The sequence below is a fragment of the Pinirhizobacter sp. genome (assembly GCF_036499745.1).
In the GTDB taxonomy this organism is placed as follows: domain Bacteria; phylum Pseudomonadota; class Gammaproteobacteria; order Xanthomonadales; family Rhodanobacteraceae; genus Pinirhizobacter.
In genome coordinates, this window is record NZ_DASYDG010000032.1 from 62,210 (window position 1) to 86,543 (window position 24,334).

Genomic DNA, 24,334 nt, shown 5'->3' on the forward strand with positions numbered 1-24,334 from the left:
GGCGTGTCCCGCCGAAGCGCCGGACCGGCACCTCGGCGGGACGCACCGGTCATCAAGACGCCGCGCCCCTGGAAAACACCAGGTGGCCACCCTCGGCGCCAACTTCGATGGTGTCGCCGCTGGCGTACACGCCCGACAGCAACTGCTGCGCCAGCGGGTTCTCCAGTTGCTGCTGTACCGCGCGCTTGAGTGGCCGCGCGCCATACACCGGGTCGAAGCCAATGTTGGCCAGTATGTCCAGGGCCGCATCGGAAATGTCGATCTTCAGCTGCCGCTCGGCCAGCCGCTTGCCCAGGTAATCCAGCTGGATGCGGGCAATCGAACGGATCTGAGCCTTTCCCAGCGGGCGGAATACCACCAGTTCATCCAGCCGGTTGATGAACTCGGGCCGGAAGTGCGACTGCACCACTGCCAGCACCGAGGCCTTCATCTGCATATAGTCGGCCTCGCTGTCGCCGGCCTGTTCCTGGATCAGGTTCGAGCCCAGGTTCGAGGTCATCACAACGACCGTATTGCGGAAGTCCACCGTGCGGCCCTGGCCGTCGGTAAGGCGGCCATCGTCGAGCACCTGCAACAGGATGTTGAAGACATCCGGATGGGCTTTTTCCACCTCGTCGAGCAGGATCACGCTATAGGGCCGGCGGCGCACGGCCTCGGTAAGGTAACCACCCTCCTCATAGCCGACATAACCCGGAGGTGCGCCAACCAGGCGGCTCACCGAGTGCTTTTCCATGAATTCGCTCATGTCGATGCGCACCATGGCATCGGGCGCGTCGAAGAGGAAGTTGGCCAGTGCCTTGCACAGTTCGGTCTTGCCCACGCCCGTGGGCCCGAGGAACAGGAATGATCCATAGGGGCGGTTCGGGTCCGACAACCCGGCGCGGGCGCGGCGGATGGCGTCGGCTACGGCCTTGACAGCCTCGTCCTGGCCCACCACGCGTTCGTGCAGCACGGTTTCCATCTGCAGCAGTTTCTCGCGCTCGCCCTCGAGCATCTTGGACACCGGAATACCCGTCCAGCGGCTGACCACCTGGGCGATTTCCTCGGCGGTCACGCGATCCTGCACCAGCTTGAAATTCTGCTGCTCGGCCTGCTGCGCCGCCTCAAGCTGTTTTTCGAGCTCTGGCAGGGCGCCGTACTGGATCTCGCTCATGCGGCCGTAGTCCTGCCGGCGCTGCGCGGCTTCCAGTTCCAGCCGGGCCTCTTCGATCTGTTCCTTGATGCGCGTGGCGCCCTGCAGGGCTGCCTTCTCCGACTTCCACACTTCGTTGAGGTCGGAAAACTCCCTCTCCAGGGTATCGATGTCGGCTTCAAGGTCCGCCAGGCGCTGGCGCGACTCTTCATCTTTTTCCTTGCGCAGCATTTCGCGCTGGATCTTCAGCTGGATCAGCCTGCGCTCCAGTCGGTCCAGTTCCTCGGGCTTCGAATCAATTTCCATGCGGATGCGCGAGGCCGCCTCGTCCATCAGGTCGATCGCCTTGTCGGGCAGCTGGCGGTCGGCGATGTAACGATGGGACAGCGTTGCCGCGGCGACGATGGCAGGGTCGGTGATCTCCACGCCGTGATGCACGGCGTAGCGTTCCTTCAGGCCGCGCAGGATGGCGATGGTGTCCTCCACCGTGGGCTCGCCGACGAATACCTTCTGGAAGCGGCGCTCCAACGCTGCATCCTTCTCGACGTACTTGCGGTATTCGTCGAGCGTGGTGGCGCCGATGCAGTGCAACTCGCCACGCGCCAGCGCAGGTTTGAGCATGTTGCCTGCGTCCATGGCGCCATCGGCCTTTCCGGCGCCGACCATGGTGTGCAATTCGTCGATGAACAGGATCACCCGCCCTTCCTGCCTGGACAGGTCGTTCAGCACGGCCTTGAGGCGCTCTTCGAATTCGCCGCGGAACTTCGCACCGGCGATCAGCGCGCCCAGGTCCAGCGACAGCACGCGACGATTGCGCAGCCCTTCGGGTACTTCATCGTTGACGATGCGCTGGGCCAGCCCTTCGACGATGGCCGTCTTGCCCACGCCGGGCTCGCCGATCAGCACCGGATTGTTCTTGGTGCGCCTCTGCAGCACCTGGATGGTGCGGCGGATTTCCTCGTCGCGGCCAATAACCGGATCAAGCTTGCCGCTTTCGGCGCGCTCGGTGAGATCGATGGTGTATTTCTCCAGCGCCTGGCGCTGTTCCTCGGCGTTCTCCGACTGCACTTTTTCACCGCCGCGAAGCTTTTCGATCGCGGCCTCGAGCCCGGGCTTGACGGCTCCAGCGGCTTTCAGCGCCGCGCCGAGTTCACCGCGATCCTCCAACGCTGCCAAGACGAACAACTCGCTGGCGATGAACTGGTCACCACGCTGCTGGGCCAGCCTGTCGGTGAGGTTCAACAATCGCGTGAGCTCGTTGCCGATGCTCAACGACCCTTCCTGCCCGGTAACCTTCGGCAGCCGGTCGAGCATCTCGCCGATCCGCTGGCGCAGGGCCGGCACGTTGACGTGGGCCTGGGTCAGCAGGGGCGCCGTGGATCCGCCCTGCTGGTCGATCAACGCCGCCATCACATGTGCCGGCTCAAGCAGGTTGTGGTCGCGGCCAACGGCAAGCGACTGGGCATCGGCCAGCGCCTGCTGAAAGCGCGAGGTAAGTTTGTCCATGCGCATAACGATATAAACCCCAATTCGTAGGTTTGACGGGCTTTGCCGGCGACCTGGCCGCCGTCACTGGTCTACAAATGCGGCCCGGCGCCCGCCGCTTCAAGCAGCATTCGTGCCGACGACGCCCCCCGTCCGCGCGGCGTTCACATGGACAGCTTCACACTTCCGTTATCCGCAGATGGAGATCGATGCAAGGTGAACGCCCGCCGCGCTGGATTGCCGCCGCCACCCAAACCCGAACGCAGCCACCCCTGGGCGCTCTTCCTCGATGTCGACGGCACCCTGCTCGACTTCGTCGATGACCCTGCCGCCGTGCGGGTCCCGTCAACATTGGCACATTCACTCGATGCCCTGCACGCGCGCCTGCGCGGTGCACTGGCCCTGATCAGCGGCCGCACCATCGCCGACCTCGACCGCCTGTTCCAGCGCCCATCGTGGGCAGCTGCGGGACTGCACGGATTCGAGCGACGTAACAGCCACGGCACGATCGAACGGTTGCAGGTGCATCCAGCCCAGGTGGACGAACTCCGGCGCAACGCTGCCGCGCTGGCCCGCCAATTGCCGGGCATCCGTGTCGAGGACAAGGGCGTGGCGGTGGCCCTGCACTATCGCGAGGCACCGCAACAAGGCGATGCCCTCAAGCTCGCCGCCGCCGCGCTGGCCGATGAACTGCCCGATTTCGAGCTACAGCCGGGCAACCATGTGGTGGAGTTCAAGCCCCGGGGCATGGACAAGGGCTTGGCCGTGGCGGGCCTGCTGGATACACCTCCGTTCAAGGGCCGCCTGCCTGTCTATGTCGGCGATGACCTGACGGATGAGCACGGCTTCCAGGCGGCCAATGCCCACGGCGGGTTCTCTGTACGGGTGGGCGACCGCGAGCCCAGCCAGGCCACCAGCACGCTGGCCGATGTCGCCTCGGTCCATGCATGGCTGAAGGAGCTGGCCGCATGAGCCGCCTGGTTGTCATCTCCAACCGGGTGGCCCTGCCCAAGCAAACCCAGACGGGAGGCCTGGCCTCCGCCATGAATGCCGCCCTGCAGGAACGCGGCGGCCTGTGGTTTGGCTGGAGCGGCAACATCGGCAAGGAAAGCGGCGCGGAACTGCACGAAGTAACCGAACGCAACATCAGCTACGCCACCATCGACCTTTCCCGCAAAGACCACGATGAGTACTACGCAGGTTTCGCCAACCGCGCCCTTTGGCCGTTGTTTCACTATCGCGGCGACCTGGTCGACTACCGTCGCGACCACATGGAAGGCTATTTCCGCGTCAACGCGGTGTTCGCCGATAACGTCGCCCGGTTGCTCCAGCCCACCGACACCATCTGGGTACAGGACTACCACCTGATCCCGCTGGCCCAGAAGCTGCGCGAGCGTGGCGTGCGCAACCGCATCGGCTTCTTCCTGCACACCCCGCTGCCCGCGGCCGGCCTGATGATCACCCTGCCGCGCCATCGCGAGCTGTTCGAATCGCTGGCCTCATACGACCTGGTGGGGCTGCACACCCATCGCGACCTGCGCTCGCTGGAAGACTACTTCCTGCACGAACTGGGCGCGGCGATGCGCACCGGCGGCCGTATCCGCGCGGCCAATGGCCGCCTGTTCCGCGCCGGCGTATTCCCCATCAGCATCGACACAGCCGAAGTGGTGGAACTGGCCCATCGCACCGAAGACACCGGCGACGTCGCGCGTCTGCGCCACAGCCTTGACGGTCGCGAGCTGATCATCGGGGTGGACCGCCTGGATTATTCCAAGGGCCTGCCGCAACGCTTCGATGCCTTCGCCCGCCTGCTCCGCGACAACGAAGACATGCGCCGGCGCGTCTCCTTCCTGCAGATCGCCCCGCCCTCGCGCTCGCAAGTGCCCGAATACCGGCAGATCCGCCGCGACCTCGAACGCGGCGCCGGGCACATCAACGGCCAGTACGCCGAGCCCGACTGGGTGCCGATCCGCTATGTGAACAAGTCCTACCCGCAGAAAATGCTCGCCGGCTATTTCCGCGTCGCGCGAGTGGGCCTTGTTACGCCCCTGCGCGACGGCATGAACCTGGTGGCCAAGGAATACATCGCCTGCCAGGATCCGAAGGATCCCGGCGTACTGGTACTTTCGCGTTTCGCAGGTGCGGCGCAGGAACTTGGCGCCGCGCTGCTGGTGAATCCCAACGATCTGGACGATGTGGCCGAGGCACTCAAGCGCGCCCTGGACATGTCACTGAAAGAGCGCCGCCAGCGCTGGGACGCATCGATGGAAGTACTCGAACACAATGACATCACGCGATGGCGCAACGCCTTCCTGGAGGCGCTGATGCATCCGGCGCGCAACGCCAGCGACCTGGTGTCGACGGCTCCCGCCGAAACCATTTCCTGAAAAATAAGTGGGTATCGCCTTACCGCCAGATCAGCGAGACGAAGCGACCGCTGGAGCCTGCATCGCGTCGATAGGAATAAAATCGATCGTCGGTGAACGTATCGAAGCCCCCGCCGCGGATAGCCGTCACCCCGGCATCAGCCAGCCGCAGGCGCGCCAGAGCGTACAGGTCGCACTGCCAGTGCCCGGGCCGCGTCGTCGTGAACGCCCCGGCGGCGCGCCTGTCGCCATCGACGAATGCGGCGCGCACTTCTTCGCCCACTTCATATGACTTCGCACCGATGCATGGACCCATCCACGCCAGGGGCGTACCACGCATGGCCACAACCGTGGCTTCGAGTACGCCGGCCGCCAGGCCCCGCCATCCGGCATGCGCCGCGCCGATCCGGCTGCCGTCGGGCAGGCAGAACAGTACCGGCAGGCAGTCGGCGGTCTGGATGGCAAGCACACCGCGCTCGGCGACGGCCGCATCGGCTTCAGGCTCGGCGCCTGACCCGGGCTCCGGACTGGGCGGGACAGTGACCACGCGGGCGCCGTGCACCTGCCGCAACCAGCACGGTTGGGTGGGCAAGCCAAGGCGGCCGGCTAGCGAAGCGCGGTTCTCCGTCACGGCGGAGAGGTCATCCCCGCAGCGGCTGCCGACATTGAAGGCGTCATAAGGTGCGAGGGACTTACCGGGCACCCACCGTGTGCTCACCGCCGCTCCAATGCCCGGCGGCAGCAGCCACTGGGGAAGGACGAATCCTTCAGTCGTCAAAGCCGACCCGCCGTGTGTCCTCGCGCAGCATGACCTGGAGATCTTCCATGTCCGGTGGACGCGCGGCCTCGAAGGCGAGGTCTTCGCCGGTCACGGGATGCACGAAGGCCAGGCGCTCGGCATGCAGCGCCTGGCGGCGGAAGCCACGCAGGGCAGCGATAAGTTCCGGCGTCGCCCCCTTGGGCAGGCGCAGGCCGTTGCCGTACAGGGGATCTCCCACCAGCGGATGACCGATATGGGCCAGGTGCACGCGTATCTGATGGGTGCGGCCTGTTTCCAGGTTGCACTGCAGCGCCGTGTGGGCACGGAAGCGCTCGCGCAGACGGTAGTGGGTGACGGCATGCTTGCCGTCTTCCTCGTCGCGCACGGCCTGGCGCAGGCGGTCGTGATGATGACGGCCGATGGGTTCATCCACCGTGCCACCGGCCACCATGGTGCCCAGCACGACCGCCTCGTACTGGCGAACCACCTCGTGCCGGGACAGCATGGCCACAAGGCCCGTCTGCGCAGGCACGGACTTGGCCACCACCATCAGGCCCGAGGTTTCCTTGTCCAGCCGGTGCACGATGCCGGCCCGGGCCAGCTCGTTCAGGGATGGGGCGTGGTGCAGCAAGGCATTCAAGAGGGTACCTGCCGGATTGCCCGCGCCGGGATGGACCACCAGGCCCGCCGGCTTGTTCAGCACCAGCAGGTGGTCGTCCTCGTGGCGGATATCCAGGTCCATCGCCTCGGGCTCGGCGTGGGTTTCCACCATGACCTCAGCCTCGATGACTACCGCCTCATTGCCCACCAGCAGCTGCCGGGGCACCGCCACCCGGCCGTCAAGCAGCACGGACCCCGCCTTGACCCAGGCGGTGAGCCGGGAGCGGGAATACTGCGGGAACATCTCGGCCAAAGTCTGGTCGAAACGGCGTCCCGCGGCCCCCATCGGCACCCGGGCGTCATGCCGTATGGTACTCATCGGCCGCTCCCCGGCTTTTGGCCGGTTTCGGCTATCATGCTCATTCGATCCAGCATCCGAACCCTTTAAATGCGTGCAACCAAGCTGCTAATTATGCTCTGCCTCGCCCTCTTGGCGGGCGGCTGCTCGATGTTCCGCCACAAGGGCGACACCATCGACACGATGCCGGTGGAAAAGCTGTACTCCACGGCCCACGATTCGCTGGAAAATTCCGACTATGCGGCCGCTGAAAAGGCCTATCAGCGCCTGATCGCCCGATTCCCGTCCGGTGAGTACAACGAGCAGGCCCAGCTGGACCTGGCCTATTCACAATACAAGGACAACAAGCCGGACGACGCATATTCCACAGTCAACCGGTTCCTCAAGACCTTCCCTACGCATAAGCACGCCGATTATGCCTACTACCTGCGCGGCCTGATCAATTTTGACCGCACCGGCGGCCTGATCGAGCGTTTCATCCAGCGCGATGGCGCCCAGACACGCCGCGACCAGGGCTTCAACCTGCAGGCTTTCGACGATTTCAGCGAGCTCTCCCGCCGCTATCCGAACTCCGACTACGCGGCCGACGCCCGGCAGCGCATGATCTTCCTTCGCAACGAACTGGCCCAGTTCGAGATCAACGTGGCGGAATTCTACCTGCGCAACAAGGCCTATGTGGCCTCGGCCAATCGCTCGCAGTACGTGATCGAGCATTACCAGCAGTCCCCGCAGACGGGCGATGCGCTAGCCATCCTTAGCCGCAGCTACGTCATGCTCGAGCAGCCGGACCTCGCCGAGCAGACGAAGAAGGTGCTGGCACTGAACTACCCGAATCACCCGTACCTGACGGATCCGAACTGGCCGCACCACCCGTCAGTGTGGCGCCGCACGATTCCGTTCTCCGGTCACCACTGATACCCCGCATCATGAAGAGGCCCGGTGAGCGATCACCGGGCCTTTTTTTTCGCCGGACAAGGCGCCTGCGGGTTCAACGCCACCCGGACGTTATCGGGTAACGCCGCTCGCGACCGAACGCTTTTTCTGTGACGCGCGGCCCCGGCGCCGCCTGGCGGCGCTTGAACTCGTTGATGTAGACCAGGCGAATCACCCGTGCCACGACATCACGGTCAAAACCCGCGGCGGCGATGTCATCAGCGGATTTCTCGCCCTCGATAAAGAGTTCTAGGATGGCGTCGAGGTCGTCGTAAGGCGGCAGGGAGTCTTCGTCTTTCTGGTCTTCGCGCAACTCCGCCGACGGCGGGCGTTCGATCACGGCCAAGGGGATGGCGCCATCGATCGCCGTGCGCCAGCGCGACAGGCGGAAAACGAGGGTTTTATAAACGTCTTTCAGCGGCGCATAGGCACCGCACATGTCGCCGTACAGCGTGGCATAGCCCACCGCCATCTCACTCTTGTTGCCGGTGGACAGCAGCAGCTTGCCCGTCTTGTTGGACATGGCCATCAGCAATACGCCGCGTGTGCGCGACTGCAGGTTCTCCTCCGTCGTGTCGGGCGCGCGGCCGGCGAAGACGGGATCGAGCGTACCGATGAAACTGTCGAATATCCCGCCGATGGGCAGCACGTGGTACTCGACGCCAAGATGGTCGGCCTGGGCCTTGGCCTCGCGCAGGGAAAGATCGGACGTGTAGCGCGTAGGCATCATCACCGCAGTGACCTTGTCCGCGCCGAGCGCGTCCACCGCCAGGGCAAGGGTGAGCGCCGAATCGATACCCCCGGAAAGGCCGAGCAACACCCCGGGGAAACGGTTCTTGCCGATGTAGTCGCGGATGCCGCGCACCAATCCCGCATAGACGATGGCTTCCTCGGGAAGCGCTTCATAGGCGGGCCAGTCGATGGCACTGAGCGTACGCGAGGTGCGGTCGAAGTCGACCATCAGCAGCGCCTCGACGAACGACGGCGCACGCGCGGCGATGCTGCCGTCGCGATTGACCAGCAGCGAGGCGCCGTCGAACAGCAGGTCGTCCTGGCCGCCGATCTGGTTGACGTAGGCGATGGGAAGGTCGTTATCCTTCGCACGCTTGGCCAATAGCGCCTCGCGCGTGGCGGCCTGGTGGATGTCGTATGGCGAGGCATTGATCACCACGATCATCTCGGCCCCTGCCTGGGCCACGCGCGCTGCGGGCTGGGGCTCCCAGATATCCTCGCAGATCAACAAGCCTACCCGCACGCCTTCGACTTCGATCACGCACGGCGCGCTACCCGATCGGAAGTAGCGTTTCTCGTCGAACACGGTGTAGTTCGGCAGAGCCTGCTTGCTGTAGGTGATTTCAATCGCGCCCTGGCGCAGCACGCTGGCGGCGTTGAATACCTCGCCCACCAATAGCGGGTGGCCGACAATGGTGGTGACGTTGGCGCTTTCACGCGCCAGCGCATCAAGGGCCTTGTCACAAGCCTCCAGGAAGCTCGGACGAAGCAGCAGGTCTTCCGGCGGATAGCCGGAAAGGGTGAGCTCGGGGAATGCGACAAGGCGTGCCCCGGCGACCATGGCGGAGGCCGTGAGGTCACGCACGCGCTGCGCATTCGGCTCGACGGCACCGACGGGAAAATCATGCTGGGCCAGGGCGATGCGTAACGCGTTCATGGGGGCGCTCCTTGGGCAAGGCCCTCATGATAATGCCTGCCGGTGCATCGGCACGATGACCGATCGCCATGTGCCGGCCGTCGGCATTTTTCTTGCCGGCGCTTACTGTCGGGTAGTCCACAACGCACGATGATGTCAGCCGCGTTGCCAGGGCCAGCCGCCGCCCGACCGATAGCTGCGATCCAGGCATGACCGGATGATAGCCCGCACCGTCAGAAATGACCGACCGGAGCATCACGTCTTGACCCCCAATGAATTTCGAGAACACGGCCATGCCGTCATCGACTGGATCGCAACCTACCGCGAGAAGATCGAAGAACGTGCCGTATCGCGTCCCATCGAACCTGGCGCTATCCGCGCCGCCCTGCCCAAGGCACCGCCCCGGCACGCCGAACCGGTGTCCGACATCATGGCCGACTTCGAGTCCATTCTCCTCCCTGGTGTACTGCACTGGCAGCATCCGTCCTTCTTTGGGTTTTTTCCGTCCAACGTGGAACTGTCGTCCGTGTTGGGCGATCTGCTGAGCACGGGCCTGGGCGTGGTGGGCGTATCGTGGGAAGCAGGCCCGGCGCTGACGGAACTGGAAGAGACCTGCATCGACTGGTTGCGCCAGATGCTCGGCCTGCGCCCGGCGTGGCGTGGCGCGATCCAGGAATCGGCGTCGATCTCCACGCTCATCGCCATCATTTGCGCACGCGAGCGATATTCCGGCTGCGCGTATACCCAGGGCGGCATCCGGCAACCCGCGCAGCCGGGGATGATCTATACGTCCGCCCGCGCCCACAGTTCGGTGGGCAAGGCCGCGATGATTGCCGGCTTCGGCATGGATCACATCCGCACCGTACCGACGCAGCCCGGTGGAAGCCTCGATGCCCAGGTCCTGCGCGCGATGATCGACCAGGACATCGCGAGCGGCGCGCGTCCTGCCGCCATTGTCGCCACGACGGGGGCAACCGCCAATACGGCGATGGACGATATCGCCGCCCTGGCCGACGTTGCCGAAGAGTGGGGCATGTGGCTGCACGTCGACGCCGCCATGGGCGGCGCTGCGATGCTTCTGCCCGAATGCAGGTCCGAGTGGGAAGGCATCGAGCGTGCCGACTCCATCGTGGTCAGTCCCAACAAATGGCTAGGAGCGGCGTTCGACAGTTCGGTGATGTTCGTGCGCGACCACGAGCACCTTACCCGGGTAATGAGCACGCGTCCGAGCTATCTACGCACGCAGACGGATGGGCAGGTGACGCAATTGCGGGACTGGAGCATACCGCTGGGCCGGCGCTTCCGGGCCTTGAAGCTCTGGTTCCTGATTCGCGAACAGGGCGTGGAGGGCCTGAGCAAACGTATTCGACGCGACATGGTCAATGCGCGCCGGCTGGCACAGCTCGTGGAGGCCGAACCGGAATGGCGGGTAACGAACAAGATCACGCTCCAGACTGTCTGCGTCCGTCATGAACCACCGGGTTTCGGCGACGAGGAATTGGACACGCACACCCGGGCCTGGGCCCAGGCCATCAACGAGTCGGGCAAGGCGTACCTGACGGCGGCGCGCGTTGACGACGCATGGATGGTGCGGGTATCGATTGGCGCGCTGGGTACCCAATGGCAGCACATCGAGAAGCTCTGGGCCGACATGCGGGCGCACGCTGCGGAAAACGCCGCGCTCATGCAGGCACGCACGGCGGACAGTGCCATGCGCGGGCAGAAAAACGCCGCGTAGGATGCGCGCTTGCGCCGGCGTAAATCTGCTGAAAAAAAGAGCCGCATGTGAACTGACCCCCAGAAGTTGGACGCCCGTCCACCCTTTGGGGGTCAGTTCAATGGCGGCCTTTTTTTATCCAGCGAGAAAATGCCGTTACTTCATCAGCCCGGCGAGCGTCTTGCCCAGGTCCGCCGGCGACTTCACCGTGGTGACGCCGGCTTTTTCCAGCGCAGCGAACTTCGCCGCGGCCGTGCCCTTGCCGCCGGAGATGATGGCACCGGCATGGCCCATGCGCTTGCCCGGAGGCGCCGAAGCGCCGGCAATGAAGGACACCACCGGCTTCTTCACATATTCGCCAATGAACTCAGCGGCGTCTTCTTCGGCCGAGCCACCGATCTCGCCGACCATGATGATGCCCTCGGTCTGCGGGTCGTCCTGGAACAGCTTCAGGCAGTCGATGAAGCTCAGGCCGTTGATCGGATCGCCACCGATGCCGATGCAGGTGCTCTGCCCCAGGCCTTCGTTGGTGGTCTGGAACACAGCTTCGTAGGTAAGCGTGCCCGAACGGGACACGATGCCGACCTTGCCGGGCATATGGATGTGGCCGGGCATGATGCCGATCTTGCACTCACCCGGGGTGATCACGCCGGGACAGTTCGGGCCGATCAGCACGGTATCGGGGTGCGACTTCAGCACGTTCTTCACGCGCAGCATGTCGAGCACCGGGATGCCCTCGGTGATGGTGACGATCACCCTGATGCCGGCTTCAATGGCTTCCAGGATGGAATCGGCCGCAAACGGCGGCGGCACGAAGATCACCGACGCATCGGCGCCGGTGTCGTCCACCGCTTCCTTTACCGAATTGAAGACAGGCAGGCCGATGTGCTCGGTACCGCCTTTGCCCGGCGTTACGCCGCCGACCACCTTGGTGCCGTAGTCGATCGCCTGCTCGGCGTGGAAAGTGCCCTGCTGGCCGGTGAAACCCTGCACGAGGACCTTGGTGTTCTTGTTGATCAGGACGCTCATTGTTAGTGCTCCTCAGCCCTTGGCCGCAGCCACGGCTTTCTGCGCCGCGTCGTTGAGATCGTCGGCCGGCGTGATCGCCAGGCCGGAGTTGGCCAGGAGCTCGCGCCCCTTCTCGACATTGGTGCCCTGCAGGCGCACCACGACGGGAATCTTCAGGCCCACTTCCTTGACCGCGGCAATGATGCCCTCGGCGATCAGGTCGCAGCGAACGATACCGCCGAAGATGTTCACCAGGATGGCCTTCACCTTGTCGGAGGACAGGATCAGCTTGAAGGCCTCGGTGACGCGCTCCTTGGTGGCGCCGCCGCCGACGTCCAGGAAGTTGGCGGGCTCACCGCCGGCCAGCTGGATGACGTCCATGGTGGCCATGGCAAGGCCCGCGCCATTGACCATGCAGCCAATGGTGCCGTCCATGGTGACGTAATTGAGGTTGTGGGTGATGGCCGCGGCTTCGGCGGCGTCTTCCTGCGTGAGGTCGCGCATGGAAACCAGGTCCGCATGGCGGAACTCGGCGTTGTCATCGGAATTGACCTTGCCATCGAGCGCGGCGAGGTTGCCGTCGGCCAGGATCGCCAGCGGGTTCAATTCCACCAGGGCGAGGTCTTTTTCATTGAACAGCTTGTACAGGCCCAGCATGACCTTGGTGAGCTGACCTACCTGCTTGGCGTTCAGATCCATCGCGAAGCCGAGCTGGCGGCACTGGTAGGGCTGCAGGCCTTCGACGAAGTCGACCACGATGGTGTGGATGTCTTCCGGGGTGTCCTTGGCCACCTGCTCGATGTCCACGCCGCCGTGCTTGGAGGCGATGAAGCTGATGGATTTGGAATCGCGGTCGGTGAGGATCGACAGGTACAGTTCCCTGGCGATGTCCGTGGCATCGGTGACCAGCACCAGGTTCACCGGCAGCGCACGGCCGGCGGACTGGTAGGTTTCCATGTTGGTGCCCAGCATGCCCTTGGCGGCGGCGCGGACGTCGTCGAAGGATTTGCAGAACTTGACGCCACCGGCCTTGCCGCGGCCGCCGGCGTGGATCTGGGCCTTGACCATCCACTGCGAACCACCAAGGTGCTTGGCGGCGTCAACAGCGGCGTCGGGAGAGTTGGCGACCTTGCCCGGGGGCACGGCGATACCGTACTTGGCAAAGAGTTCTTTGGCCTGGTACTCGTGGAAATTCATTCGATACCTCGAGCGAACAAAAGGAAGCGTGCAGGTGCGACGAGCCCGAAGGGGGCTGGCCCGACGCCATGACGGGGGGAGCTTAGGGCGGGATTGTGTCGCCCAGATGCAGTGCGATGGCCCGCAACGACGAATCGGCCGCGATCCACGCCATACAGCCAGCTATTTTCCTTCAATGGGGCCCCAATGGAAAGGGCCGGGGTAGCCTATACTTGCCACGGCCCCACTGGGGGGGCATGCCGCCGGAAGCCGAACGCCTGTGTCCAGCACCGCCGCCCACCCCGCGGCCGGGCCGATTAATCGCCCGGACAGCACCCGCCACGAACTGTGGTTTGCCCATGTTTTCCGCGTCGCGCAGGCCCTGGTCTACACGGGACTTGCCTTCCGCCCCGGATCGATGGACTGGCCGGCCCTGCCCCAGCCCACGCTCAGCCGCTTCGTCGCCCTGGCCTTCCTGACCTTCGCCCTGTTCGCCCTGTGGCGAACGCGGGCCTGGATGCACCGGTTGACCCTGAATGTGGCGCTGGCCGTCACCGTGGACATCCTGGCTGCCGTGGTGCAGGTGGCCGCCATGCACGATGTGCGCATCGGCATCGCCATGATGCTGGTGGTCAATATCGCCGTCAGCGCCTTGATGCTGCCCCTGCGGTTGTCGATGTTCTTCGCAGCCCTGGCCACCATCGGCATGCTCGGCCAGACCTTCGTGGCCCTGTCGACCACGGTGGAATCCGACCGGGAACTGCTCGAATCGGGGCTGTTCGGGCTGGCCTACTTCGCCACTGCGTCCCTGTGTTATGTACTCGGCCGGCAGATGCGGGCCTCCGAGGCCCTGGCCGAACAGCGCGGCATTGACCTTGCCAACCTCTCCCAGGTGAACGAGTTGATCATCCGCCGGATGAAAACCGGCGTGCTGGTGGTGGACGAGGCCAACCGCATCCACCAGTTGAACGAGTCGGCCTGGATGTTGATGGGCAACCCCACGGCCGAACAGCGAGACCTGGGGACGGTGGCGCCGGAGTTGTCACGGCGCCTGTACCACTGGCGCACTTCGGGCAAACTCGATGAATCGGCCACGGCGCTGGCTGACGGCGTACCGGAGGTCGTTCCGCGCTTCACACGCCTTGCCCCGCACGATGACTCGCACGTACTGATCTTCCTGGACGACACTTCGTTGCTATCGCGGCGCGCCGAGGAACTCACGCTCTCATCACTGGGCCGGTTGTCTGCCTCGATCGCGCACGAGATCCGCAACCCGCTGGCGGCCATCCGTTATTCGGCGCAGCTCCTGGCCGAGTCGACGGATCTGAATGACACGGACCTGCGCATGGTGGAGATCATCAACAATCACTGCGTGCGGTTGAACGAGATCATCGAGAACATCCTGCAGTTGTCCCGCCGCGAGCGCTCGCGACCGGAAACCCTCGACCTGGGACAATGGGCGCAGAATTTCGTGGTGGAGTACCGCCAGGGCAACGACCTGGGCAACGACGTATTGCGCGCGGTCACGTCCGCCGACCCCGTCACCGCCGTGGCCGACCCGCAACACCTGCAGCAGGTGATCTGGAACCTGGTGCAGAACGCCCTGCGCTACGGCCGGATGCCCAACGAACCGGCGCGAGTGATGCTGGTAGCGCGCAACGCCGAACACGGATTGCCGATCATCGAGGTGATCGACCGTGGGCCGGGCATACCGCCCAAAGTGGCCGCACAGATCTTCGAACCGTTCTTCACCACGCACGAATACGGCACGGGGCTGGGTTTGTACCTGGCCCGGCAGATGAGCGAAGCGAACCAGGCAGCACTGGAATACGTACGCGTGGCCGGTGGTGGCAGCTGTTTTCGCATCACCCTGACCCCGCCTGCGCGGCACCCGGTACCGGCTGCGGTGGCCGCCCGCACGTGAGGGAAGCCTTGCGTTATCTCCCGGCACGGGTATCTTTGCCGGGGGGGATAGCTACCGGCATGCTGACGTACTCATGAGCAAACAGACCGTACTGGTCGTCGATGACGAACGGGATATCCGTGAACTGTTGACGATCACGCTGGGCCGCATGGAACTTGAGGTGGACGCGGTGGGAAGCGTCGGGGAAGCCCGCGCCGCCCTCGACGGGCGCCGCTACGACCTCTGCTTCACCGACATGCGCCTGCCCGACGGCAGCGGCCAGGAGCTGATCGAGCTGATCGCCGAGCGCTTCCCGGAGACCCCGGTGGCCATGATCACCGCCTACGGCAACGTGGACGCGGCGGTCAACGCACTCAAGGCCGGCGCCTTCGACTTTGTCTCCAAACCGGTGGACATCCAGCTGCTACGGCGCCTGGTGCGCACGGCGCTGAAGCTGTCCGAAGAGCGAAAGGCCGGCGCCAGCGCCAGCGCCGCCGCAGGTGATCCTTCAAACCGGCTGATCGGTGCGTCGCCCGCGATGCAGCAGGTGCGCGCCACCATCGCCAAGCTCGCGCGCAACCAGGCACCGGTGTATATCGGCGGCGAATCGGGCGTGGGCAAGGAACTGGTGGCCCGCCTTATCCACGACTTAGGTCCCCGCGCCACCGGTCCGTTCGTGCCGGTCAACTGCGGCGCCATCCCGTCCGAACTGATGGAAAGTGAATTCTTCGGCCACCGCAAAGGCAGCTTCACCGGCGCCCACGCCGACAAGGAGGGCCTGTTCCAGGCCGCCCAGGGCGGCACGCTTTTCCTGGACGAAGTGGCGGAACTGCCCTTGCACATGCAAGTGAAACTGCTCCGCGCCATCCAGGAAAAAGCTGTTCGCCCGATCGGTGGCCGCGATGAGATCCCGGTCGACGTGCGTTTGCTCTCCGCCACGCACAAGAACCTGGCCGCCCTGGTCGACGAAGGCCAGTTCCGGCAGGATCTGTTCTACCGCATCAACGTGATCGAGCTGCGCGTACCGCCCCTGCGCGAGCGCCGCGGCGATGTCCCGGCGCTGGCACAATTCATCCTGGCCCAGCTGGCTGCGGAAAGCGGCGGTATCGTCGGGCGCCTGCAGCCGGCCGCACTGGCAGCACTGGAGGAATACGAATTCCCCGGTAATGTGCGCGAGCTTGAGAACATCCTGGAGCGAGCCATGGCCATGAGCGATGGCGAGACCATCGAGGCGGCCGACCTCATGTTGCCCCAGCGGCTGGCGCGCGCAGCGCCCGGCGGTGCACCCGCGCCCGCCGTGGAAGCGGTGCCCGTGGCCGCGGCGCAGAATCCGGGCGGCCTGGAAGATTACATCTCGAACATCGAGCGCGACGCCATCGTCAAGGCACTGGAAGAGTCCCGCTACAACAAGACAGCCGCGGCGAAGAAGCTAGGCATCACCTTCCGCGCCCTGCGCTACAAACTCAAGAAGCTCGGCATCGACTGATGCCGCGGGCCCTGGATCAGGCTTTGCCCAGGGCCTCGCGCACCACCCGCAATAGCGCCCTCACCTCGATCGGCTTGTCCAGCACGTAAAGGCGCTCGAGCGGCGGCAGGCCTTCCAGGTCGGGCGGCGAGCCTGGCCGTGAGAGCAGCAACACGGCGCCGTCGTAGCCGTGCTCGAGCAGGGCGGCCAGGGTGCGCACACCGGTGAAAAGGTTCATGTCGGCATCGAGCACGACGAGGTCGGGGATGCCGTGGGCCTCGATCCACTGCAACGCCGCCGTACCGCTCTGGCTGGCGCCGGCCTGGTAGCCATAGGCATTGAGCGTGTCGGTAAGAAGCGACAGCTGCATGGCTTCCTCCACCACCACCAATACGCGCTCGGCCTCGCCCTGCAGGGTTTCCTCGTGGGAAGCATCTTCCGTATCCCCGCTTTCGGTGAGCGGCAGGTACAGGTGGAAGGCGGTGCCTTCGCCGGCGACGCTGTGCACGCGCATCACGCCGCCGTGGCTGGCCACGATGCGCTTGCACGAAAGCAGGCCCAGGCCGGTGCCGGTCTCCTTGGTGGTGAAGAACGGTTCGAACAGCCGGCGCAACACTTCCGGCGCCATGCCCTGCCCGTCGTCGATCACCGACAGGCGCAGGTAACGGCCGGAAGCCGCGGATTCTCCCGCTTCAAGGAAATCGGCATCGAGCACTTCACCGGCGGTCTCCACCTTCAGCGTGCCGCCATCAGGCATGGCCTGTATGGCATTCAGGCACAGGTTCAACAGGCACTGCTGCAACTCGGTGTGGTTGCCCTCGAAGGTGACATCCGCGTCGAAGACATCCACGCTCATGTCGATGCTTCGCGGCACGCTGCCTTGCAGCAGCAATCCCAGTGCATCGAGCAACGCGCCCAGGCGGACCTGCTCGGCGCGGCGCGCGCCTCGCGCGAAGGAAAGCATCGAGGACACCATCTCAAGGCCGCGCCTGCCGCAATCACGCACGAGTGCGCCAAGGCGGGCCAGGCGTGGGTCGTCGGCGTAGTCTTCAAGCGTATCGCCGGCCAGCAACAACGGCTGCAGCAGGTTGCGCAGGTCGTGGCTCAATCCCCCCGCCAACAGCGCCAGGCTCTCGAAGCGCTGTGCGCGGATCAGTTCCATTTCCGCACGGACGCGGGCACGCTGCTCGTCGGCCTCGCGCAGCGCGCGGCGCACGGCGCTGGCCAGCCGTGCCTGGTGTTGCTTGAGGATGTAATCGGTGGCGCCATTGCGCAGCGCCTCGATGGCCGCTTCCTCGCCCAGGGTGGCGGAGACGAAAATGAACGGTATGTCCGAGCTGCGCGCCCGCAAAATCTCCAGTGCGCGCTGGCCACTGAAACCGGGAAGGCTCAGGTCCGAAAGCACGATGTCCGGACGGAACTCATCCAGGCACGTGACGAAGGCTTCTTCCTCTTCCACCAGCCGCGCTTCGTAGGCCATGCCGTCCGCCTCGAGTTCAGCCAATATGAGCTCTGCGTCGAGGGAATTGTCCTCAACTTGCAGGATGCGCACTACGCCATGTGCGGCTTCGCGCAGCGGTGCCATGGGATCGCCCCTCCAGTCCATCGATGCCCCTGGCCTATTCGCTTTCCGGGCGCTGGTTCAGCACTGCCCAGAAATGGCCAAGGGTCTGCACCGCGGTGAAGAACTGCTGCACGTCGACGGGTTTCAGGACATAGGCATTGACCCCGAGGTCCCAACTGCGCGCCAGGTCGCTTTCTTCCCGTGACGAGGACAGTATCACCACCGGGGTCCGTTTGAACGCGTCGTCCGCGCGCATCTGCGTGAGCACTTCCAGACCGTCCATCCGCGGCATCTTGATGTCCAGCAGCACTACCGCGGGAGCCTCCGGTGACCGATTGGCGAACCGACCGCGTGAGTACAGGAAATCCATGCAATCCACGCCGTCTTCCACGTGCACGATGGGGTTGGCAAGTTTCGCCTCGCGCAAGGCGTCGATGGCCATTTCAGCATCGGCGGCGCTGTCCTCGACGAGGAGAATGGTACGGAGATCACGTTGGTTCATGCTGCCTCACCTGTGCTGGAAGCCTTGCCCAAGTCGCTGGCAGGCAGGGAAAAATGGAATGTGGCACCGTGGTCGACCTCGCCCTCGGCCCAGGTACGCCCACCATGCCGGGCGACGATGCGCCGGACGTTGGCAAGCCCGATGCCGTTGCCCGGGAATTCCGACGCGCGGTGCAGCCGCTGGAATACGCCGAACAATTTGGCTGCATATTGCATATCGAACCCCGCGCCATTGTCGGCCACGGTAAATTCCCAGTCGCCCGAACGGCCGCGCTCGCCCTTGACTTCGATGCGCGCGCGCTCATGGTGGGCGGTGTACTTGACGGCATTGCCGAGCAGGTTCTGCCACACCGTGCGCAGCATGTTTTCATCGCCCACCACGATCGGCAATGGCGCGATGACCCATTCGATCTTGCGGTCGTCCGCCTCGGTTTCAACCAACGCACGGGCCTGCTCGACCAGCGACTGCATGTCCACCGGCTGCAGTCGCAGCGCGCCGCGGCCCAGGCGCGAGAACACCAGCAGGTCGTCGATCAGCTGCGCCATGCGCCGCGCCGAAGTGCCGATCACTTCGATGTAGTGACGTGTGCGCTCATCGGCAAGTTCAGCCAGATGGGATTCCAGCTTGCTGGAGAAGCCGGAGATGTGGCGCAATGGCGCGCGCAAGTCGTGGGACACCGAATAACTGAAAGCTTCCAGTTCACGGTTGACGTCGGACACCTGTTCCACCTTGCCCTCGAGCTGGCGGTTCAGTTCGTTGACGCGCTGCTCCACCAGCGCGCGAGCGGTGATATCGCTGACCGTCAGCAGCACCGCCGGATGCTCGGTGCCCGGTTCCTCCAGCCGCCGGGCATTGATCACCACCGTGCGGTCCATGCCGTCGACGGTGCGCTGGTTCATCTCGAAATCCCAAAGCTCGCGATCGCGGGCCACGACATCGGACAGGCGCTGCAGCAACGCCGGGGCGCTCCATGCACCATTTCCCACGGAAGCCAGCCCCACCGATACGGTGAGGTCTTCCACCCCGTAGAGCTCGGCAAAAGCTTCGTTCACCAGGAGGGTATTGAGTTTGGCGTCGAGCATGGCGATGGGTTCGCGCACGGCCTGGACGATCAGTCCGGAGCGCTGTACGGCAAACCGCGCCACGGTCTCCGCCTGCAGGCGCTGGGCGATCTGCCGCTCGGACAGCACCACCAGGGTCACCAGCAGGATGATCTGCGCCGCCGACGTGCCGAACAGGATCCACTGGTTGTCGCGGTCCAGGCGCCGGGCTTCGACCCGGCGCTCGGCAAGCAGCTTGTCTTCGTCGGCAATGATCGCGCCCAGGGCGTCGCGGAAGGCAAACAGCCGGGCGGCATCGGCCATCGAGGCGTAGGCGCCGGCCTTGTCGCCCGCCGCCATGCGCCCCACGGCCTGATCCATCAGGGTGATGCGGCCAATGGTCGTGGATTCGAGCGAGCCCACGCGCACCTGTTGCGTGTTGTTGTCGGCGGTAAGCTCTCGCAGCTGGCGTACCAGCTCCGGGGCCCGGTTGTGAGCGCTTTGGGCACGTTCATCGAGCGCCGGGCTGCTGGACCCTGCCAGCATGGTGTAGATCGCCGCCTCGCTGTCGCGAAGCGTCGCCTCCAGGCCGAACGCGCGTGCGCGCACCTCGGCGGTATGGGTGACCCAATCGCGGGCGCGCGTGGCATCGGCGGCGCTGCTACGGGTGAGTACATAAGGCAGCGCCACGATGACCAGCACGGCGATCAAAAGCCCCGCCAGCCGCCAGCGCAAGACCATACGTTCTTTCATGTCCCCCCGCTCATCCGTCGTCGGCGTCGCGCCGAATCCTGTCTATTCTTGCATGGTTGTACGCCAGCGCCCCGGTGCCTAAGCACCGGGGCGCATTTTTGGTTGCTCTAAATGCCCGTCAAGCCGTGAACCGGACGTGACGACTGCTTACGGGGCACCACCGTACGGGCTCATCGCAAGGGGCCGGGAGGCGATGGAACTGCCCCATGCCTTCTGCGGGGTGGCCGACATCACGAAATGCAATTCCCCGCCAGCAAGAATCTGCTCGTGGCTGATCCAGGTGCGTTCCAGCGGCTTGCCGTCGAGGGTGACACTGGCCACGTACGGATGGGCGTCGTCCAGATGATCGGCAGTCACGGTGAAGTGCTTGCCCGAAGGCAGGTTCACGGTGGCTTTGGACACGAACGGCCGGCCGATCACGTACTGGTTGCTGGCCGGGGCCACCGGGTAGAAGCCCAGCGAGGTAAACACATACCAGGCGGACATCTGGCCCAGGTCGTCATTGCCCACGAGGCCTTCGGGTGTGGGCTTGTACTGGGTGTCCATGATCTGCTTCAGCCGCCCCTGGGTTTTCCAGGGTGCACCTGCGAAGTCGTAGAGGTAGGCAAGGTGGTGGCTGGGTTCGTTACCGTGCGCGTACCAGCCGATCAGGCCGGTGATGTCCTCCACATGGGCGAAGGATTTAGGATTCACCTTCGCCTCGAACACCTGGTCCAGGCGGTCGATGAACTTTGCATCGCCGCCCAGGAAGGTGATCAAGCCGGCCACGTCCTGCGGGACGTACCAGGAATACTGATAGGCGTTGCCTTCGGTGTAGTCGCTGCCGTAACCGGCCGATGCCGGGTCGAACGGCTCCCGGAAAGAGCCATCTGACTTGCGGGCACGGGCAAAGCCGGTTTTTTCGTCATAGGTATTACGCCAGTTGGCAGCGCGCTTGTAGAAGGTGGCAGCGATGTCGTCCTTGCCCATGGCCTTGGCCGCCTGGGCCAGAGTCCAGTCGTCGAACGCATACTCGACCGTCTTGGAGGCAGCTTCCGGGCTCTTGTCGATCGCCACGTAACCGTTCTTCATGTAGCCGTCCAGGCCGCCATAAGGGCCGTAGGTAGCGCTGGCCACCATCGCCTTCAGGGCTGCATTCGCGTCGTAGCCGCGGATACCCTTGACGTAGGCATCGGCGATCACAGGCACCGCGTGGTAGCCGATCATGCACCAGGTTTCCAGGCCCTGGTACGCCCATACGGGCAGGATGCCGAAGGGACTGGACTGCTGGGCGGCGATGAGCGAACTGACGAAATCGTTGCTGCGGTCGGGCTCGAGCAAGGTCATCAGTGGCTGTTGAGCGCGGTAGACATCCCACAACGACCACGTGGAGTAGAAGGTGAACTTGTCTGCCTTGTGCACCTGGTTGTCCGGGCCACGGTATTCACCGTTGACATCCTGGGCCAGGCTCGGCGCGATCATCGCGTGGTACAGCGCGGTATAGAACATGCGACGGGTGGCGTCGGGTGCGGTGACGTCCACGGTGGAGAGGGCCTTCTCCCAGGCCTGACGCGCATCGGCGCGGGCAGCGTCGAAGTCGATGTTCTTGCCATCGGCATCGAGGTTGGCCACGGCGTTGTCCTCGCTCACCGAGGAGATCGCCATCTTCACCGTAAGCGGCGCTTTCAGTTCGCCGAAGTCGAAGACGCCCAGCAGGCCACGACCGGTTTCAGCGTCGGTGTTGTAGCCCTTCTGGCCGGGCCCGGCGAAGCCCTTGTAGGGCACGTCCGTTTCCTTGTCGTACAGCTCGCGCGAGGCCATCGGCTGGGAGAAGCGCATGGCGAAAAACAGCTGGCGCCCCGGTGCCCAGCCGCGGGTGGTGCGGCCGCCGGTGACGGTGCCATCGGACCGCACGCGCAACGATGCCCACAGCACCTTGCCGTCGTAGTCGTAGATGCTCGGGCGAAGGTCAAGCAGCACATGCGCAGGCTTGCCCTTGGGAAAGGTATAGCGGTGGAAACCCACGCGCTGGTTGGCGGTGAGCTCGGCGCGTATGCCGTAGTCGCTGAGCGTGACCGCGTAGTACCCTGCCTGCGCTTTCTCAGTGTCGTGTGAGAAACGCGAGCGATAGCCCGAACCTGGCTGCTCCGGCGAGCCCGGGTCAAGCTTTACGTCACCCGCGATCGGCATTACCAGGAAGTCGCCCAGGTCCGAGTGGCCGCTGCCGGAGAAGTGCGTATGCGAAAAACCCAGAAGGCTAGTATCGGCGAACTGGTAACCCGCGGCGTATTTATAGGAATGCTTGAAGTCCGGCATGGCCGTATCCGGGCTTAGCTGGATCATGCCGAAGGGTACGGTGGCACCGGGGAAGGTGTGGCCGTCACCGCCGGTGCCGATCATCGGATCGACGGCCGCCCAGGCCGAATGGGCCCCGGTGTCGGCCGCATGGGCCAGCGGCGAGACCAGCCCCAGCGCCATGGCAAGGGAAGCGACAAGGGGAAGCGGGGATCGTGCGGTCATGCGGGCTCCGGGGGCCGCCAGGGGCGGGTTGGTAGTGGAAAAACCGGCTTGGATCGTTCTAAAGTTGAAAAAACTATCACTTTCGGGACTTTCGTGCATGCTGCGCCGCGTGATGCAATTCGCTCCCTGAACAGGCGATGATGGCCTTGTTTAGATCGTTACAAGTATGCTTCCGCCTCGGTTGCCGCGATTTTTTTGGCCGCCTGTCTGTTCACTTTGCGCCAGGGGACCCTCGGCATGCCTGACACCGCTGCGAAAAGGACCGTCCGCGATGCCCATGCATAGCAAGCCGCCTACACGACGCAAGGTCACCCTTGCCGATATCGCCGCCGGCTGCGATGTGTCGCGCGCCACCGTCTCGCTGGTGCTGCGCGGCAGCCCGCTGGTGAACAAGCGTACCCGCGCCAAGGTCGAGGCGGAGCTCAAACGCCAGGGCTACGTATACAACCGCGCCGCGGCGAACCTGCGCCGCCGCACGTCCAGTTCCATCGCGCTGGTGATCAACGACCTGGGCAATCCGTTCTTCGCCGAATTCGCAGCGGGTGTGGACGAAGCCCTGGGGTCGGCCAGCTACGTCACCCTGCTGGGCAATACCGGCGAATCCCCCGAGCGCCAGCAGGCGGTGCTGTCCTCGCTGATCGAGCACGGCCCGGCGGGCATCATCCTGTCGCCGGCCGAAGGTAGCGACGATGCCCGGGTGATTGCCGCGGTGGGGCGGCACACCCCGCTTTTGGTATTCAACCGTTCCCTTGGCGAAGCCTCGGCGGACGACGCGCCCTGGGACACCCTGGTGCTGGACAACGAACGCGGCACCCACCTTGCCACCGAGCATCTGATTGCACTGGGCCACAAGCGCATCGCCTTTTTTGGCGGCCACCGCGATTCCAGCTCATGCCGGCAGCGCCGACAGGGTTATCTCGACGCCATGAAGGCGGCGAATCTTGCCGTGGCCCCGGGCTGGCTGGTGGAAAGCGCGCCCACCCGCCTTGAAGCGGCACGCCAGGCCGGTGCGCTGTTCAACCGGGATCCCGCGCCCACGGCCGCGGTTTGCTACAACGACGCGGTGGCCCTGGGCTTGATGCTTGGCCTTACCTCGCGCGGCCGCCGTCCTGGTGAAGACTTCGCCATCGTCGGCTTCGACGACATTGCCGAATCCAGCGTGAGCGTTCCCCCGCTCACCACCATCGCCGTGGACCCGCGCGACAGGGGCCGCCAGGCCGCCGAGCTCGTGCTGGCCCGCATCGGCCATCCCGACATGGAAGCCACCCACACCACCGCGCCCGTGCGCCTGGTGGTGCGCGATTCATCCTGCCGTCCCGCGTCGCCCTAAGAACAACAAGCCAAGGAGTACACGATGGCCTTTGCCTCATCCCCGCGCCCCGGTTCCACCCCGTCTTCGGGTGAGGACCACCGCTATACCTATTT

Annotated in this window: 17 protein-coding genes; 7 read left to right on the plus strand and 10 right to left on the minus strand. The window is 64.8% G+C overall.

Annotated elements, in window-relative coordinates; all coding sequences use genetic code 11:
* Positions 1-52 precede the first annotated feature (52 nt).
* Positions 53-2,644 carry an ATP-dependent chaperone ClpB gene (gene clpB, locus VGM61_RS12580; protein WP_331523172.1) on the minus strand — a complete coding sequence of 864 codons (2,592 nt, stop codon included), beginning with the start codon at positions 2,642-2,644 and terminating at the stop codon, positions 53-55.
* Between the two features lie 189 nt (positions 2,645-2,833).
* Between clpB and otsB the strand changes: the two genes are divergently transcribed.
* Complete coding sequence (otsB, locus tag VGM61_RS12585; RefSeq protein WP_331523173.1) at positions 2,834-3,589, plus strand: trehalose-phosphatase; 756 nt, start codon at positions 2,834-2,836, stop codon at positions 3,587-3,589.
* Positions 3,586-5,004, plus strand: coding sequence for an alpha,alpha-trehalose-phosphate synthase (UDP-forming) (gene otsA / locus VGM61_RS12590; RefSeq protein WP_331523174.1), 1,419 nt, complete (start codon positions 3,586-3,588; stop codon positions 5,002-5,004). Before otsB ends, otsA begins: the two co-directional genes overlap by 4 nt.
* A 19-nt stretch (positions 5,005-5,023) precedes the next feature.
* On the opposite strand, the gene pgeF is transcribed toward otsA, so the two are convergent.
* Complete coding sequence (gene pgeF, locus VGM61_RS12595; RefSeq protein WP_331523175.1) at positions 5,024-5,701, minus strand: peptidoglycan editing factor PgeF; 678 nt, start codon at positions 5,699-5,701, stop codon at positions 5,024-5,026.
* A 49-nt stretch (positions 5,702-5,750) separates the two neighbouring features.
* The gene (rluD, locus tag VGM61_RS12600) at positions 5,751-6,722 is read right to left on the minus strand and encodes a 23S rRNA pseudouridine(1911/1915/1917) synthase RluD (protein WP_331523176.1); all 972 of its coding nucleotides are present in this window, start codon (positions 6,720-6,722) and stop codon (positions 5,751-5,753) included.
* A 69-nt stretch (positions 6,723-6,791) separates the two neighbouring features.
* On the opposite strand from rluD, the gene VGM61_RS12605 reads away from it, so the two are divergent.
* Complete coding sequence (locus VGM61_RS12605; RefSeq protein WP_331523177.1) at positions 6,792-7,616, plus strand: outer membrane protein assembly factor BamD; 825 nt, start codon at positions 6,792-6,794, stop codon at positions 7,614-7,616.
* Between the two features lie 73 nt (positions 7,617-7,689).
* Here VGM61_RS12605 and VGM61_RS12610 read toward each other — a convergent pair whose 3' ends face one another.
* Positions 7,690-9,303, minus strand: coding sequence for an NAD+ synthase (locus tag VGM61_RS12610; RefSeq protein WP_331523178.1), 1,614 nt, complete (start codon positions 9,301-9,303; stop codon positions 7,690-7,692).
* A 241-nt stretch (positions 9,304-9,544) separates the two neighbouring features.
* On the opposite strand from VGM61_RS12610, the gene VGM61_RS12615 reads away from it, so the two are divergent.
* Positions 9,545-11,020 (plus strand): pyridoxal phosphate-dependent decarboxylase family protein, encoded by a 1,476-nt coding sequence (locus VGM61_RS12615; RefSeq protein ID WP_331523179.1) that lies wholly within the window; start codon positions 9,545-9,547, stop codon positions 11,018-11,020.
* 135 nt (positions 11,021-11,155) lie between these two features.
* Here VGM61_RS12615 and sucD read toward each other — a convergent pair whose 3' ends face one another.
* Both sucD and sucC read right to left on the minus strand, forming a co-directional pair.
* Complete coding sequence (gene sucD / locus VGM61_RS12620) at positions 11,156-12,028, minus strand: succinate--CoA ligase subunit alpha (protein WP_331523180.1); 873 nt, start codon at positions 12,026-12,028, stop codon at positions 11,156-11,158.
* A gap of 12 nt (positions 12,029-12,040) precedes the next feature.
* Positions 12,041-13,204 (minus strand): ADP-forming succinate--CoA ligase subunit beta, encoded by a 1,164-nt coding sequence (sucC, locus tag VGM61_RS12625; RefSeq protein WP_331523181.1) that lies wholly within the window; start codon positions 13,202-13,204, stop codon positions 12,041-12,043.
* A 259-nt stretch (positions 13,205-13,463) separates the two neighbouring features.
* On the opposite strand from sucC, the gene VGM61_RS12630 reads away from it, so the two are divergent.
* Together VGM61_RS12630 and VGM61_RS12635 are read left to right on the plus strand one after the other, a co-directional pair.
* Entirely contained in the window at positions 13,464-15,107 is a 1,644-nt protein-coding gene (locus tag VGM61_RS12630) for a sensor histidine kinase (protein WP_331523182.1), read from the plus strand.
* A gap of 73 nt (positions 15,108-15,180) precedes the next feature.
* Positions 15,181-16,572, plus strand: coding sequence for a sigma-54 dependent transcriptional regulator (locus tag VGM61_RS12635; protein ID WP_331523183.1), 1,392 nt, complete (start codon positions 15,181-15,183; stop codon positions 16,570-16,572).
* A gap of 16 nt (positions 16,573-16,588) precedes the next feature.
* On the opposite strand, the gene VGM61_RS12640 is transcribed toward VGM61_RS12635, so the two are convergent.
* The 4 genes from VGM61_RS12640 to VGM61_RS12655 form a co-directional block, all read right to left on the minus strand.
* On the minus strand, positions 16,589-18,136 hold the full coding sequence (locus VGM61_RS12640) for a response regulator (protein ID WP_331523184.1): 1,548 nt from the start codon (positions 18,134-18,136) through the stop codon (positions 16,589-16,591).
* A 34-nt stretch (positions 18,137-18,170) separates the two neighbouring features.
* Positions 18,171-18,617, minus strand: a complete 447-nt coding sequence (locus VGM61_RS12645; protein WP_331523185.1) for a response regulator — start codon at positions 18,615-18,617, stop codon at positions 18,171-18,173.
* Positions 18,614-20,410, minus strand: coding sequence for a sensor histidine kinase (locus VGM61_RS12650; protein ID WP_331523186.1), 1,797 nt, complete (start codon positions 20,408-20,410; stop codon positions 18,614-18,616). Before VGM61_RS12650 ends, VGM61_RS12645 begins: the two co-directional genes overlap by 4 nt.
* A 147-nt stretch (positions 20,411-20,557) precedes the next feature.
* Complete coding sequence (locus VGM61_RS12655) at positions 20,558-22,909, minus strand: GH92 family glycosyl hydrolase (RefSeq protein WP_331523187.1); 2,352 nt, start codon at positions 22,907-22,909, stop codon at positions 20,558-20,560.
* A gap of 277 nt (positions 22,910-23,186) precedes the next feature.
* Between VGM61_RS12655 and VGM61_RS12660 the strand changes: the two genes are divergently transcribed.
* Complete coding sequence (locus VGM61_RS12660; protein WP_414694872.1) at positions 23,187-24,239, plus strand: LacI family DNA-binding transcriptional regulator; 1,053 nt, start codon at positions 23,187-23,189, stop codon at positions 24,237-24,239.
* The last annotated feature ends 95 nt before the right edge of the window (positions 24,240-24,334 follow it).

Excerpts from the sequence above, each read along its gene's own strand:
- clpB (WP_331523172.1), bottom strand. The coding sequence starts at position 2,644 with ATGCGCATGGACAAACTTACCTCGCGCTTTCAGCAGGCGCTGGCCGAT.
- otsA (WP_331523174.1), top strand. The coding sequence starts at position 3,586 with ATGAGCCGCCTGGTTGTCATCTCCAACCGGGTGGCCCTGCCCAAGCAA.
- rluD (WP_331523176.1), bottom strand. The coding sequence starts at position 6,722 with ATGAGTACCATACGGCATGACGCCCGGGTGCCGATGGGGGCCGCGGGA.
- VGM61_RS12605 (WP_331523177.1), top strand. The coding sequence starts at position 6,792 with ATGCGTGCAACCAAGCTGCTAATTATGCTCTGCCTCGCCCTCTTGGCG.
- VGM61_RS12610 (WP_331523178.1), bottom strand. The coding sequence starts at position 9,303 with ATGAACGCGTTACGCATCGCCCTGGCCCAGCATGATTTTCCCGTCGGT.
- sucD (WP_331523180.1), bottom strand. The coding sequence starts at position 12,028 with ATGAGCGTCCTGATCAACAAGAACACCAAGGTCCTCGTGCAGGGTTTC.
- sucC (WP_331523181.1), bottom strand. The coding sequence starts at position 13,204 with ATGAATTTCCACGAGTACCAGGCCAAAGAACTCTTTGCCAAGTACGGT.
- VGM61_RS12635 (WP_331523183.1), top strand. The coding sequence starts at position 15,181 with ATGAGCAAACAGACCGTACTGGTCGTCGATGACGAACGGGATATCCGT.
- VGM61_RS12640 (WP_331523184.1), bottom strand. The coding sequence starts at position 18,136 with ATGGCACCGCTGCGCGAAGCCGCACATGGCGTAGTGCGCATCCTGCAA.
- VGM61_RS12645 (WP_331523185.1), bottom strand. The coding sequence starts at position 18,617 with ATGAACCAACGTGATCTCCGTACCATTCTCCTCGTCGAGGACAGCGCC.
- VGM61_RS12650 (WP_331523186.1), bottom strand. The coding sequence starts at position 20,410 with ATGAAAGAACGTATGGTCTTGCGCTGGCGGCTGGCGGGGCTTTTGATC.
- VGM61_RS12655 (WP_331523187.1), bottom strand. The coding sequence starts at position 22,909 with ATGACCGCACGATCCCCGCTTCCCCTTGTCGCTTCCCTTGCCATGGCG.
- VGM61_RS12660 (WP_414694872.1), top strand. The coding sequence starts at position 23,187 with ATGCATAGCAAGCCGCCTACACGACGCAAGGTCACCCTTGCCGATATC.